The sequence below is a fragment of the Colwellia echini genome, from assembly GCF_002843355.2.
Lineage (GTDB): Bacteria > Pseudomonadota > Gammaproteobacteria > Enterobacterales > Alteromonadaceae > Colwellia > Colwellia echini.
In genome coordinates this window covers 13,721-28,430 of record NZ_PJAI02000019.1, presented here as the reverse complement: position 1 = coordinate 28,430, position 14,710 = coordinate 13,721, and the positions used below count along the sequence as shown (strand labels likewise).

Here is a 14,710-nt window from a genome sequence, read left to right as displayed (position 1 = left end):
TGTTTGCATCTAACACTTTTGATGTGGTTATTAAGCTAATTAAATATTAACTTAGGATTATCTAAACCTACTATTTGCGCTAATTATACTTGAGTCTTTGCACTATTGCAGTAAAAATTTATTTTTAGTGTCATGATTTTGTAACAATATTAGTTAGAGAAAACCATTCTAGAGTAGACCATTAACAATTACTTTAAGCTTTCTATTTTACTAAAACTTAAGTTTCTACAGCTTAAAAGTATGCTTACAATTGAGTTGGTTTTTTACTTTTTAGTAAAGTAACGTACCAATACAATTAATATAGAAAGTATACCGCCCAGCATAGTTCCTAATACTACAATTAACGCGCGCTTAGGCTTGTCTTTTGTGTCTGGAACCTGCGGTGGATCGATAGTTTTAAGAACATACTCTTTCTTGACCATGGTTAACATCATGTTTTTAGTTTGCTCTTCAATCAATTGATAAAACACTGTTTCCATAGTCGCTAATTTAATATTCGCTAACTGCTCCGTTAAATAATCTATTGACGCTTGTGCCTCTATATTATCTTGCTCACGCATAAACTCATTAATATCTTGAATTAACCAAGTTAACCATTGTTGTGCTATGACAGGTGAAAAAAACTCAAGTTCAAGTGTCACCATTGATGTAGCTTTGTCTTGTGAGATAGTGACTAAATCAGTAAATTCTTGAAAAGCTTCCCATGATGAAGGCTCTGGTTTTTTAGGTGCTTTAACTTCCCGTACCCAAAGTCCTGTTTCTTTGTTAAAAATTTCATCATTTAAAACTAATGTGTCACTTTCCATATCCCACTTTTTTGAAGCCATTAATGGTACTAATAAATCATGTTTAGCTATAAAAGATTCTATAAAGGATCGGGATTTTAAAATTTCTAAAGCCAGGGCTGTTTTATCAACCCCTCCTCCACCGCCAAGACTAATTCCTGCCATGCTGGCTAAACCACCAAACTGACCTGCTAAAGCGCCTAAACCGCCGGCACCAGAATCATCTGAAGCTGGCGCTAAAATTGCTGATGCTTTATAAATATTTGGTTGGGATAATGCAAAAAACACTGAGGCTACAGCAAACAACATGCTAATGATAATAATAGTAAATTTACCAGCCCAAATTGCACGCCATAACTCAGCTAAATCTATTTCATCATCTTCGTTAAATGAATTTTGAGAATTTTGAAGTAATAATTGTTGCTGAAGTAATTGTTGTTGCAAAAGTTGTGTATTAACATCATTTGGTAATTCATGGGGATTATCTACTGATTTTGACACTTGTCACCCGTCCGGCTGGATTTTGTTAAATGAATTTATTTATCGTTCAACAATAAATTTGCCGCATTATACGAAGATTCTTAGCAAAGTTAAAGCGTAAGTCTCCTCAAGGTAACATTAGGCTTTAAATAAACCTTAAAATTAAGCTATTAATTGTAAGGTTTATTTGTGTTTACAACGTAGATTTTAAAGTAAGTAATAGCCTAGCTAAACTTTCAATTTTTATGTTACTCAATTGTCTATAGTCAAAATAAGGACAAACAATTACTTTATTTTTTCTATCTATTGCAAACTCATTATCAAGCCAATCTAGGTTGACTTTTAATTTCCCTTTATTTATCAATGCCTTAGCGTGACTTTTACCACAGATAATATGTAGCATATCATTTTTAGATGTTGACTTACTTAATTGCGGTGATGAAAATAGCAATGCTGTTTTACTACCTTCTTGTAATAAGTGGTTATCCCTATAGTCTTGCCATATTGGTGCTTTTATTGAAAAATCAAAAACTTGTGGGTCTAACGTATAAAGTAACTTTGCGTAAACATTAAACACTTTACGCCAACCATTGCCACAAGATTGATTGATTACGTTTATTTCACCTCTGCATAGTGGCATTACTTTGGTTAAATGTTGATATTCCCTCATGCTGGGTTTGTTGGCTATATATACTGCAAAGTTAAAATCACGATCACCAAAACCAATATTACTCATACTTTATATATTCTTATCTACCGTATTTCACTAAGCTTATTACATGATTAATACTAAGTAAAATCAATACTTTTCTCAATTCATGGTTGCTTACCATGCAGAGCAAAGCGATAATAAAACATTACCTATTCGGTAATAAATTAACGTAAACGTTATAGGCTTCTCAATAAAAAGCGAATAATAATGAACTCTACCGTACAAAATACTATTCTCTGGCACGATTATGAAACGTGGGGAATTGCCCCTGCGTTTGATAAGCCGTCTCAATTTGCCGGCATTCGCACTGATCTTGATTTAAACATTATTGGCGAGCCTGAAATGTTTTATTGTCGGCCGCCAATTGATTATTTACCGCAACCAGAAGCGTGTTTAGTAACAGGTATTACGCCGAAAAAAGCGATGCGTGAAGGTTTATCTGAAGCTGAGTTTGCTGCGCGTATTCATGCATTATTTTCGCAACCTAATACTTGTGTTGCTGGGTACAATAATATTCGTTTTGATGATGAGGTAAGTCGTTACTTATTTTATCGTAATTTTTATGATCCCTATGGGCGTGAATGGCAAAATGGTAATAGTCGCTGGGATATTATTGATATGATACGCGCTTGTTATGCGCTTCGCCCTGAAGGCATTAATTGGCCAACTGTTGATCGTGATGGTGAAGAAGTAGTGAGCTTTCGTCTTGAGTTATTAACAGCTGCTAATGGTATTAGCCATGAAGCAGCTCATGATGCGATGAGTGATGTTTACGCCACTATTGCCATGGCAAAATTGATTAAAGAAAAGCAGCCTAAACTGTATGATTTTATTTTCAATTTAAGAAATAAAAATCAAGTAAAAGATTTGATTAATACAGCTGAAATGACGCCAATTGTTCACACCTCAAGTAAAATTTCTTCGGCTCACGGTTGTACCAGTTGGTTTGCGCCTATTAACTATCATCCAGTAAATAAAAATGCGGTTATTTGTGTTGATTTAGCACGCGATATATCACCGTTACTTGAATTAAGTAGCGAAGAAATTAAAACACGTTTATATACTCGCTTTGATGATTTAGCGTCTGATGAACTACCTATTCCAATTAAACTAATTCATGTTAATAAATGTCCTGTTATTGCGCCAGCTAAAACCTTATTGCCTGAAAATGCCAAACGATTAGATATTCCACGCGAAATTTGTTTAGAGAATTTATCGTTATTGAAAAAACATGCGGAGCTTAGAGATAAACTTAGTGATGTGTTTGCTAGTTCAGATTTTGATAACGATGAAGTTGATGCTGAGCAAGCTTTATATGGAGGCAGTTTTTTTAGTCATGGTGATAAAGCACAAATGGATATTTTACGTGGTTTAACGCCAGCACAATTGGCAAATCATCCTTTTCAATTTCAAGACTCACGCTTAGACGTTTTATTATTTAGGTATAGAGCAAGGAATCATCCAGAAACACTATCAACTGAAGAGCAAGAAAAATGGCAACAGTATTGTCAAACTAAATTACAGTATGGCGGTAAAGGTATTTTGTCTATTGATGAGTTTATGATGAAGATTGAAAATCTTGCACATGAGCACGAAGAAGATAAAGCTAAAATGTCAGTGCTTAAAGCGCTTTATGAGTATGTTCAAGGTTAGTGTTTCACCAAGTTTTTTTGAACAAAAGTAAGATAACTCTTCAACAGCCTGAAATTATCTCAGCTCTACTCAGGTTCAAAAAAGCTCAACGCATAGGCGTTCTTCTCTCGAGGTAACTAGCGAGGACTGTGAGAAAAGTAACTGATAAGCTAGCGAGTAAAGCAATTAACAAAAAATAAAGCGAAGGATCAAAATGAGTAATATTTATCAATTCTCGGTACAAAATAATAAAAATGAAACGGTTGAGCTAAATAAGTTTAGCGATAAAGTATTATTGATTGTTAATACCGCCAGTAATTGTGGGTTCACCCCACAATATCAGGGATTACAAACACTCCATGATACTTTTCACGACAAAGGGTTTGAAGTATTAGCCTTTCCTTGTAATCAATTTAAAAAGCAAGAAAGTGGCAGCAACGAAGAAATCCAGCAGTTCTGTGACCTACGCTTTAATATTAAATTTCCATTATTTAATAAAGTTGATGTAAATGGTACCAATGCCGAGCCATTGTTTAGTTATTTAAAACAACAAGCGCCTGGTATTTTAGGTTCCAAATCAATTAAGTGGAATTTCACTAAATTTTTAGTGAACCGTCAAGGTGAAGTAATAAAGCGTTATGCGCCAACGACAAAACCTGAAGATATTAGATCAGATATTGAGAAGCTATTAACCATATAATACAGTTAATACCACTTTTATTAATTAGGTGGTCTGGTTTATATCTAAGAAAAATTGCTAAATACATGACATTTATTTTAATAACTAATTGTTCTAATTATTAAATAAATAACGAAGTAGGTGCATATTTTAACCCGTATATATGAGCATATATTTAATCGCCTTGGTATAAGTCTACCTACTGAATATACTTTCTCGAAGCTATAAAACAATAAAACCCTGGACGATATAAAATATCGTCCAGGGTTTTATTAATTCAAGTTAGGCTCGGGTAAAGCTTGTCAATTATGAAGTTATTCTTAATTGCTTTGTAACTTACTAGTTGAGCCCTAGTAAATTATGCAAATAAACTTCTGTGAAGCTTCTCAACTGTTGGGTTAGCGTCAGCTTCATCAACTAAAAAGCATAAGTTATTCGCGCTAGCACCGTGACAAATTAAACGGACATTAATGCCTTCTAAAGTATCAAATACTTTTTGTCCAACACCATGAGCACGGTTTAAACCATTACCTATAACAGCTACAAGTGACAAACCGTGTTCAACGGTTACTTCACATAACTGTTCTAATTCAGCAACTACAGTATTAGTAATAATTGATTGCGTTGAACCTACTGGGTTATCAAACGTTAATGCAACACTAATTTCACTGGTAGTAATTAAATCAACACTCAACTCATGCTTTGCTAAAATACTAAATACTTTTGCTAAAAAACCACTGGCATGTAACATTGCAGGGCTTTTAACTGTAACTAACGTTTGTTCGCGACGTAAAGCAATTGAACGATATGTTGGGTTAGAGTCTACTTTCTTTTTAATTTGTGTACCGCCCTTTTCTGGCTCTTTACTTGAACCAACAAATACAGGGATATTACAACGCATTGCAGGAATAAGGGTGGCTGGGTGTAATATTTTTGCACCAAAAGTCGCCATTTCAGCAGCTTCGCCAAAGCTTATTTCTTTAATGGCACGGGCTTGATCGGTAATACGTGGATCAGTCGTAAAGATACCCACTACGTCAGTCCAAATAGCTAAGTTAGTCGCTTTTAATGCTTCAGCAAGTAAAGCTGCTGAGTAATCTGAGCCGCCACGACCTAAAGTCGTAGTGTTACCATTCGCATCTTGGCCAATAAATCCTTGAGTAACAATAACTTTATTAACCAGCTTAGGTGCTAATACTTGCCCACAAAGTCTATCTAACTCAATCAGTTCAACTACAGCTTTACCAAATAAGCTATTAGTTTTCATAATTTGCTGAACGTTAAAATACTCACCCTCAACACCAACAGATTGTAATACTTGAGCAAAAATACGTGAGCTAAATTGCTCACCAAACGCTAGGATAGCATCTGCTGTTTTAGTTGTATGTTCAGTAGCTTGCGCTTCGGCATAACCACTAAGCTCAGTAAGTAAGCTGTCAATTTCTTGATTAAGCTCTGCCTCTACGGTTGATGATAAGTGCTGGGTAATATTTACTTGAATAGCGCGAATATTTTCAATTATCTCGGCTTGCTCTGTAGCAGGTACATCTTTTTGACCTAAACGAACTAAATAATTAGTTACGCCGGCACTAGCTGAAACAACCACCAAACGGTTACTGGTATCGTTTTTAATAATACTTGCACAGCGTAGCATAGCGTCATAATCGGCAACACTTGTGCCGCCAAATTTGGCAACCGTCAACGCGTTATCTAGGTTTGAGTTTGATACTGTATTTGCTTGTTCTGAATTCATAAATTTCTCCCATAAAAACTTAAGCATATTGTTATTAGTGTGTTATTTAATAATCACACAATGCTAAGTAAAATAATATTGGAAGAGCATGACTGAGTAGGTAACGAGGAAAGTTTTACTTTTTAGGGGAATTATTGGTGATAATTACTAAAAGCAAAACTATACGTAATCTTTTCAGCCAGAAGCTCTCCACCTATGTTTGTTGTTAACTTATATTTTGCTGCAATACTTGATAGCAATTATGCAGCGAAAATTAACAAATATGTCAGGTGACAGTCATCAGGATTCAACCTAAATGACCGAATATTTAAAGCCACCCTTTAAATATTCTCGGCGATAACCTCCCTCAAAAAACAGTCTTCGGAATTGTGGTTCCTCATGCTTTTTTACCTAAGTTTCGCACCTCTTCTGGTGTATTTTCATGTAGAGTATTAACCCTAATTAAAAATGCGTGCATATTAGAACCGATTATTTTTATTATTGCAATAAATTTTATGCATTTAATGATTAAAAATATGCTGTTTTGCCATTTAATTATTGCACAAGCACTTTACAATAATTATTGGTATAGTGAATCGAATCAATTAATATAACTCAACGATTTAGGTAGTAGAATTTAACTTTATGGATTTATTTCTTCTTAAAAAGATCATCACTGTATTGATCATGCCAATTAATATAATACTGCTTTTGCTACTTATCGCATTACTCATGCATAAGAAAAGACCAAGCTTAAGTTTTAAAAGTTTATCCTTCGCTTTTGTTATTCTACTTGTAAGTGCTTTTCCCCCTTTTTCAGACAAAGTAATGTTTGGCATAGAAAATGATTACCCTGCTTATGTAAAAACACAAGCACCTGTAGATTATATAGTGGTGCTCGGTTGTCATCATAATAACAATGATCAACTACCAGTAACCAGTCAGTTATCAGCTTGTTCATTACAACGTGTGGTTGAAGCATTACGTATTTATCAACTTCACCCAGAGTCTAGAATTATTACTTCGGGTTATGGCGGCACAAACCCAGTATCTAATGCTGAAACAGTTAAGCAATCGCTAATGTTATTAGGAGTACCTGCACAAAAAATAATTACGGAAAGTTTTCCTATGGATACTGCTGAAGAAGCAGAATTAATTGCGCCGCGGGTGCAAGGAACTAAAGTGGTTTTAGTCACTAATGCCGATCATATGCCGCGTTCAATGAATTACTTTGAAGAACAAGGCATTAACCCCATTGCAGCACCGACCGGGTTTTGGGTGAAAAACCCAGACAGTACTAAAAACTGGGCTTATTATTTTCCTGATAGTATCAAGTTACAGCAAACTACAATTGCTTGGTATGAAAGTCTTGGTCAATTAGCGCAATGGTTTAAAAACCTGTTTAAATAATTGTTTTATTTAATGAGTTAATATGAATAAAGCTCGAGATATGTTGATCTTCAGTATTAACATACCTTCAATTTAAAACCTATACAGGGTTGTCGATATCAATAAATTGCACATCAAGTCCTAGCTCTTGTGCAATATGCTCACCCAAGGCTTTCACTCCATAACGCTCTGTTGCATGATGCCCCGCGGCAAAAAAGTGGATATTCATTTCATTAGCAACATGTGTTGTTTGCTCTGACACTTCTCCCGTTAAAAACGCATCTATGCCCTGCTCTGCTGCTAATTCAATATACCCCTGACCTCCGCCAGAGCACCACGCAATTGTCTTGATTGGTTTATTACTGGGCGGGGCAATATGTAAACATTCACGCCCTAGCGTTTCATTTATTATATTAGCTAGTTCATTGCCACTATAAGCTTGAGCAAAATCACCTTGCATCGCCACACTTAAAGAATTGCCTAGCTCTAACGGTCGTACATTTTCTATATTAAATAACTGTGCAAGTTGCGCGTTATTACCTAGTGTTGGGTGAATATCTAGCGGTAAATGATAAGCAAATAAATTAATGTCATTAAGTAATAAAGCTTTAATGCGATCATGTTTCATACCACGGATCACATAAGACTCATTTTTCCAAAAGTAACCGTGATGTACTAAAATAGCATCGGCGTTTTCAGTTATTGCACGTTCAATCAGCGCTTTAGATGCGGTTACACCTGTGATCACTTTAGTTATGGTATCACTACCTTGAACTTGTAAACCGTTAGGCGTGAAATCTTTTATTTGCTGTGGTTTTAATAAGTCAGTTAAATATTTTTCTAAATCGGTTCTTTGCATAATTGAATTTCTTTTTGTTTCTTTTATTTATTTTATAAATGAGGTGCTGAGCGTTTATATTGCTTTCATTTACATGGCCTTGTCAGCGCTACTTTTTTTGTTAGTTGGTGTTAATTTTCTTGAGGTATTCATCGTCGTTACTTTTACTGGGTTAAACTCAGGTCTAATTTGCCAACGAGGTTTAATAGGGGTTAACGGTAATACCCGTTTTTTCGCCACAATTACATATACAGAGCCTAATGACGGTAAGTAGTTTTTCGCAAAATGGTGCCATTTATTGTCTAACTTTTCTGTTGTTAACTTTCCAGTTAAGCTTGAATGTAAGCTGCGCTGATCAGCTAACACTTCAAAACCCATTAAATGAAGCCAATCTTTAACTCGCATCGGCGTGAAAAAGTGTTCATTCCAAGGCGACTTTTTACGTCTATAGGGTAAGAGTCTATTCAAACCAGCCAGGCTTATTGGATTAAAACCGGTGATAACCAAATAGCCATTTGGGATCAACACTCTATTTGCTTCACGAACAACATGATGTGGATCAAGAGAAAACTCTAATGCATGACTTAGCAAACAAACATCAACACTGTGCTTTTGTAACGGTAGATCATCAATATCGCCAACCACGCGGGTTAAGTTTACTTCGCTTGAGTTTATATCATTACTATGACTTTTACTGTAAGTGTTTTGATTACATACACAAACTTGATGTTTAATGGTGCTATTAACTATTTCAACTTCAGCACTTAACGCGCCTAACTTAGCAACGTGGTAACCAAAAAATTTAGGCCACCAAGGAGAAAGTTCAGACTCTATGGCTTTTTTTATCAACCTACCATTAGGTAAATCTTGCCATGAATTAGGATAATGTAATTGTCGAAAAGCTAATGCTGGTTTCATTTTATTCGCTTTATCCGTGAATTAGTTAGCGGTTGAATTTAACCGTTTGAGTTAATGTTTTTAAGTTCATGCTAAGCTTAAATGATACAACTTCATGCTACCATATATTACATCTTTTAATGTAGCATACGTTTAATTCACTTTGACCTTCTCAATTAATGATAATGTATATACTCTAGGTAAATTTATATGAATCACACAGCGCCAATTGTCACTGCTATTAAGGCCTTTAACGATAATTACATTTGGGCAATTTCCCATCATAATACTCAAGAGATTGCTTTAGTAGATCCAGGTGATGCCGAAGTTTGTATTGCTCACCTACAAAAAAACAGCAAGATTTTATCCACTATTTTAATTACTCATCATCATAGCGATCATATTGGTGGTATTGAAAAATTAAAAGCGTTTGCAAAACAAAAGTCTTGGCCTCTTAAGGTTTACGGTCCTACTAATGATGGTATTAAGCAACTTGATATCACCTTAGCTGAAAATGATAGTGTTACTTTACCAAGGCTTAATTGTAAGTTCAGAGTAATAGACGTGCCTGGGCACACACATGGTCATATTGCTTACTTTACTCAAACTGAACACGAAAATAAAAATCAAGGTCTGCTTTTTTGTGGAGACACTTTATTTTCAGGCGGTTGTGGTCGTGTGTTTGAAGGTACCCCCGCACAAATGCATCATTCTTTAACAAAATTAGTAAGCCTTCCTAGCAATACCTTAATTTACTGTGCTCATGAATATACTCAAGCCAACCTAGCTTTTGCTCTAGCAGTAGACCCTGACAACAAGGATTTAAATATTTATGCAAAGCAGGTAGCAATAAAACGTCAAAATAATCAATCCACCATTCCAAGTACTATTGGTTTAGAGCAGAAAATAAATCCTTTTTTACGTTGTCACCAATCTCCAGTACAAAATGCTGCGCAAACCTATTATTTACAACATGTACAACAAAGTAATAACCACGGTGGCACTGAGTTTAACCTGCATAACGACACTGAGGTTTTTACACAAATACGAGCTTGGAAAAATAGCTTTTAGTTTTATTAAGTTAGTACATTTAAGCAATATTTCAGCTATCAAGCCAAGCAATATGTTAGCTTGATAGCCGTAAAGCATGCTATTCTCCTAAATCGTTTTTATTTATCACTGATTTACTGGTTGTTCATGAAGCATATATTATTCCCTTTTCTACCCTTTTTGCCGTTAGTTGTTTTATTAATTGGCTGTCAAAATTCACCTGCAAGTAACGATAAGCAAGAAACAACGCTCAGTATCGAAGAATCTGAAATAGAAACAGCAGAGCCTTTAGAAATTAACCAGGCATTGTTAGCAGACGAAAGTATTGATGTTATACATCCTGTTGCCGATGGTGATTTCTCGCTAAATGATACGTTAAAAGAAGGCGCAGATGATGATGACAACAATATTTGGCCACGTATACGAACACAATTTATTTTTGATATTCCAGAGCAGCCGCGTGTTATTTCACAGCGAAACTGGTTTTTAAAGCATCCAAGCTATCTTACCCGCGTTGCTAAACGTGCTGAGCCTTTTCTTTATTATATTGTTGAAGAATTAGAAAAAAACAATATGCCGTTAGAATTGACCCTGCTCCCCGTTGTTGAAAGTGCTTTCGATCCCTTTGCTTACTCACACGGACGCGCTTCAGGCATGTGGCAATTTGTACCTGGCACAGGTGAGCGTTTTGGTATGAAACAAAACTGGTGGTACGACGGTAGACGTGATGTTGTCGCTTCCACCCAAGGTGCTATTGCTTATCTAAAATATTTAAATAATTTCTTTGATGGTGATTGGATGTTGGCATTAGCTGCCTATAATTCAGGCGAAGGTCGAGTTCGTAATGCCGTTAGAAAAAACCAACGTTTAGGTAAGCCTACTGACTTTTGGTCACTTGACCTACCTAAAGAAACCCGTGCCTATGTTCCTAAATTACTCGCCTTGGTAGATTTAATTAAACGTCCAGAGTACTTTAACATTTCACTTTACCCGATTGAAAATGAAGCGGTACTCACTGAAGTTGATATAGAATCACAACTTGATTTAGCCAAAGCGGCGACTCTGTCAGGGTTAACATTAGCTGAATTACAGCGTTTAAACCCTGGATACAACCGCTGGGCAACCGCTCCTCAAGGGCCTCATCGTTTATTATTACCTTCACACACAGTTGAACAATTTGAACAGGGGTTAAGTGAGCTAAGTCCTAACGATCGACTTGCTTGGGAACGTTATAAAATTAAAAGCGGGGACAATTTAGGCTTTATTGCTAATAAATTTAATACTCGCGTAGATTTAATCCAAAAAGTAAATAACATTAAAGGTAATCAAATTCGCGCGGGTAAATATTTACTTATTCCCGTTGCTGCAAAATCGCTCGACAGTTATATATTTTCACAAGGGCAACGTATTGCTAAAAAACAAAGCAAACCTAGAAACGGCTTAAAAACAATACATATAGTTGTTTCTGGAGACAACTTATGGGATATCGGCCGTAAATATAAAGTTAGTGGTAACAGTATCGCTAAATGGAATGGTTTTGCGCCAAGAGACACCTTAAAACTAGGTCAAACCTTAGTGATCTGGCAACAAGCAAGCACAGATACCACGGCGTCAAGTTACAATAAATCGGGTAATAATGTTGAGAATTCCATTATGCGTAACATTACTTATAAAGTACGCAGTGGCGATTCTTTTGCCCGTATCGCTGATAAATTCAACGTAAGAATTAGTGATATAGAACGATGGAATAACCTTGATAGAAAGAAGTATTTACAACCCGGTCAACGGTTAAAGCTTTCTGTTGATGTGACTAATAATATTTAGCATTAAAGTAATAATAATACTGATTCACTGGCTGTAATTAACTGATTATAACTTTTACTGGTAATAACTTAGCTGTAATAACTTAGTGATAATAAAGAATCTAAGGTAAGCGAATATTTATTTTGCTTACCTTTTTTATTGCTTAGCTTTTAATAAGTTATAGATAATAAGTTATAGATAATAAGTTATAGACGTTGGCTCATAAAGTCTACAAAAAATCTTTGCTCAGCCCCCGCGCTATTCACTGTTAGCCATAATCGCCAGACCATCTGCTCTTCACTACAACTTGCCAGTAAACTAGTTGCCACGTAATTATTGTTACCTGCTTGTTTTTCAAAAAAGACAGGTACTTTTCCCATAAACATATCTTTGCCTTCAAGATAACCTGAAATCTTAGAAATTGATTGAAGTACATTACCTTCTGGAGTTCGTGAAGATACTTCAATAGTAAAGGGTAATTCAGTTTTAATATTGTCCGTTAACTTACTATTAGGCATACTTTGCGAAAATTGAACAATGAAGGTACCTGCTGTTGTACTAATTTCGCATTGACTCTGGCTAGTAATACATTGCGGCTGAAGTTGAGCGTCAATATTAACCAACCCACTTTCAGGCTTACAAGCAGAGATAAGTAATATCAATATAATCGGCAAGCGTTTATGCCTACCCTGCACATTATTAAAAATTAACACGTTAATACCTCAATCATATTAAAAAATATTTAACACAAAACCGAGTGACTGAAAAAACAACCATTATCTACCAGCTATGCTCAACTAGCTAGTAAGAGTTGAATTTGATCACCGTCATTAACTCATCACATAACTCATCACATAACTCATCACATAACTCATCACATAACTCAGGCCAATATTAAATGGCTAATATAAATAGCTGTTATAATTTTTTGCAATTAAACACTTCACTTTCCAATAATTAATCGGTATTTTTTATTGCTAAGCCATTGACTTTTTTAATAGCTTTTATTTTTGCCTAAATATCAACATAATTACGTACGCTAACTCGCTTTTATTGATCTACATCAAATTTAAACGAGCATAGTTGTTGATTTATAACCTTGGCAGAGGGTAAAATTATAGGGATTTTGAAACATTTTTTTACACCATGTGACATAATCTCACAGCTCAACAGAGCAAACCCATAGAGTAAGTACTTTTGTGTCCTATAACTAAAAGTTTTATCTATTTAGTTCTTATAGCAATTATACTTTCTGATTAACAATAACACTGCGGAATTCTTAACATGACCACAAGTAATACGTCAGCAGTAAACTACAACTTTGATGTTGTACGTCAGTTTACTGTAATGACTGTAATCTGGGGTATCGTTGGTACCTCATTAGGTGTACTTATCGCGGCACAATTAATTTGGCCTGCGTTAAACTTTGAAACACCTTGGTTAACCTACTCCCGTCTTCGTCCACTTCATACTAATGCTGTAATATTTGCTTTTGGTACAAGTGCATTATTTGCCACCTCTTATTACGTGGTACAACGTACCTGTAAAACACGACTCTTTGGTGGCATGCTAGTTCCATTCACCTTTTGGGGTTGGCAAGCAGTAATAGTTTCGGCAATTATTTCTTTACCTTTAGGTTATACCTCTTCTAAAGAATACGCAGAACTTGAATGGCCTATCGACATTCTTATTGCTGTAGTATGGGTTTCGTACGCTATTGTTTTCTTTGGTACTTTAGTAAAACGTAAAGTGTCACATATTTATGTTGCCAACTGGTTCTTTGGTGGCTTTATCGCAACCGTAGCGGTATTACACATTGGTAACTCTATGGTAATTCCTGTTTCTGGGATGAAATCATACTCTATCTACTCTGGTGCAATTGATGCCATGATGCAATGGTGGTACGGACATAACGCCGTTGGTTTCTTATTAACTGCTGGTTTCTTAGGTATGATGTATTACTTCGTACCAAAACAAGCTGAACGTCCTGTTTACTCTTACCGTTTATCTATCGTGCATTTTTGGGCATTAGTTTCTTTATACATTTGGGCTGGTCCGCATCATTTACATTACACAGCACTTCCTGATTGGGCTCAATCAGTAGGTATGGTTATGTCTATTGTACTATTTTTGCCTTCTTGGGGGGGAATGATCAACGGTATCATGACACTTTCTGGTGCTTGGCATAAACTTCGCACCGATCCTATATTACGTTTCTTAATTGTTTCATTATCTTTCTACGGTATGTCTACCTTCGAAGGTCCGATGATGGCAATAAAATCAGTAAATGCTTTATCTCATTACACTGACTGGACTGTTGGTCACGTACATTCTGGCGCTTTAGGCTGGGTTGCTATGATATCTATCGGTGCTATGTATCACTTAATTCCGGTGTTATTTAATCAAGGTCGTATGTATAGCATTCGCCTTATTAACGTACATTTCTGGTTGCATACAGTAGGTGTAGTACTTTACATCGTAGCTATGTGGATCTCTGGTGTAATGCAAGGTTTAATGTGGAGAGCTGTAAACAGCGACGGTACATTAACTTATAGTTTTGTTGAGAGTTTAACTGCTTCTTACCCATTCTATTTCATCCGCTTTTTAGGTGGTGTTTTGATTGTAACCGGCTTTATATTAATGGCTTACAACATGTTTAAAACTATCGGTGCTAAAGACAATAGTCTTAAGCCTGTAGATGCAGCTTAAGGAG

Annotated in this window: 12 protein-coding genes and 1 riboswitch; of the genes, 6 read left to right on the top strand and 6 right to left on the bottom strand. The window is 35.7% G+C overall.

All coding sequences use genetic code 11. The annotated features are described in order from the left end of the window. Nucleotides 1-263 precede the first annotated feature (263 nt). Entirely contained in the window at nt 264-1,286 is a 1,023-nt protein-coding gene (locus CWS31_RS14165) for a Wzz/FepE/Etk N-terminal domain-containing protein (protein ID WP_101343020.1), read from the bottom strand. A gap of 172 nt (nt 1,287-1,458) precedes the next feature. Continuing rightward, nucleotides 1,459-2,001 carry a DUF6942 family protein gene (locus CWS31_RS14160; RefSeq protein ID WP_101343021.1) on the bottom strand — a complete coding sequence of 181 codons (543 nt, stop codon included), beginning with the start codon at nt 1,999-2,001 and terminating at the stop codon, nt 1,459-1,461. A 183-nt stretch (nt 2,002-2,184) separates the two neighbouring features. Between CWS31_RS14160 and sbcB the strand changes: the two genes are divergently transcribed. Beyond that, a complete protein-coding gene (sbcB, locus tag CWS31_RS14155; protein ID WP_101343022.1) occupies nt 2,185-3,630 on the top strand; it encodes an exodeoxyribonuclease I in 1,446 nt (481 codons plus the stop codon). A 193-nt stretch (nt 3,631-3,823) separates the two neighbouring features. After that, a complete protein-coding gene (locus tag CWS31_RS14150; RefSeq protein WP_101343023.1) occupies nt 3,824-4,309 on the top strand; it encodes a glutathione peroxidase in 486 nt (161 codons plus the stop codon). 337 nt (nt 4,310-4,646) lie between these two features. Here CWS31_RS14150 and lysC read toward each other — a convergent pair whose 3' ends face one another. Next, the gene (lysC, locus tag CWS31_RS14145) at nt 4,647-6,041 is read right to left on the bottom strand and encodes a lysine-sensitive aspartokinase 3 (RefSeq protein ID WP_101343024.1); all 1,395 of its coding nucleotides are present in this window, start codon (nt 6,039-6,041) and stop codon (nt 4,647-4,649) included. A gap of 174 nt (nt 6,042-6,215) precedes the next feature. Continuing rightward, nucleotides 6,216-6,457, bottom strand: a riboswitch (Lysine riboswitch). 208 nt (nt 6,458-6,665) lie between these two features. Between lysC and CWS31_RS14140 the strand changes: the two genes are divergently transcribed. Further along, a complete protein-coding gene (locus CWS31_RS14140) occupies nt 6,666-7,430 on the top strand; it encodes an ElyC/SanA/YdcF family protein (RefSeq protein ID WP_101343025.1) in 765 nt (254 codons plus the stop codon). Between the two features lie 79 nt (nt 7,431-7,509). Here the strand turns inward: CWS31_RS14140 and CWS31_RS14135 are convergent, their stop codons facing one another. Together CWS31_RS14135 and CWS31_RS14130 are read right to left on the bottom strand one after the other, a co-directional pair. Continuing rightward, nucleotides 7,510-8,268, bottom strand: coding sequence for a Nif3-like dinuclear metal center hexameric protein (locus CWS31_RS14135; protein WP_101343026.1), 759 nt, complete (start codon nt 8,266-8,268; stop codon nt 7,510-7,512). A 69-nt stretch (nt 8,269-8,337) separates the two neighbouring features. Beyond that, nucleotides 8,338-9,165, bottom strand: a complete 828-nt coding sequence (locus CWS31_RS14130) for a class I SAM-dependent methyltransferase (RefSeq protein ID WP_101343027.1) — start codon at nt 9,163-9,165, stop codon at nt 8,338-8,340. A 189-nt stretch (nt 9,166-9,354) separates the two neighbouring features. Here CWS31_RS14130 and gloB point away from each other — a divergent pair, with 189 nt between their 5' ends. Continuing rightward, nucleotides 9,355-10,215 (top strand): hydroxyacylglutathione hydrolase, encoded by an 861-nt coding sequence (gene gloB / locus CWS31_RS14125; protein WP_101343028.1) that lies wholly within the window; start codon nt 9,355-9,357, stop codon nt 10,213-10,215. Nucleotides 10,216-10,341: 126 nt separating this feature from the next. Next, nucleotides 10,342-12,018, top strand: coding sequence for a lytic transglycosylase (locus CWS31_RS14120; RefSeq protein WP_101343029.1), 1,677 nt, complete (start codon nt 10,342-10,344; stop codon nt 12,016-12,018). A gap of 185 nt (nt 12,019-12,203) precedes the next feature. Here CWS31_RS14120 and CWS31_RS14115 read toward each other — a convergent pair whose 3' ends face one another. Then, entirely contained in the window at nt 12,204-12,710 is a 507-nt protein-coding gene (locus CWS31_RS14115) for a hypothetical protein (RefSeq protein ID WP_246143546.1), read from the bottom strand. Between the two features lie 571 nt (nt 12,711-13,281). On the opposite strand from CWS31_RS14115, the gene ccoN reads away from it, so the two are divergent. Then, on the top strand, nt 13,282-14,706 hold the full coding sequence (gene ccoN / locus CWS31_RS14110) for a cytochrome-c oxidase, cbb3-type subunit I (RefSeq protein ID WP_101343030.1): 1,425 nt from the start codon (nt 13,282-13,284) through the stop codon (nt 14,704-14,706). The last annotated feature ends 4 nt before the right edge of the window (nt 14,707-14,710 follow it).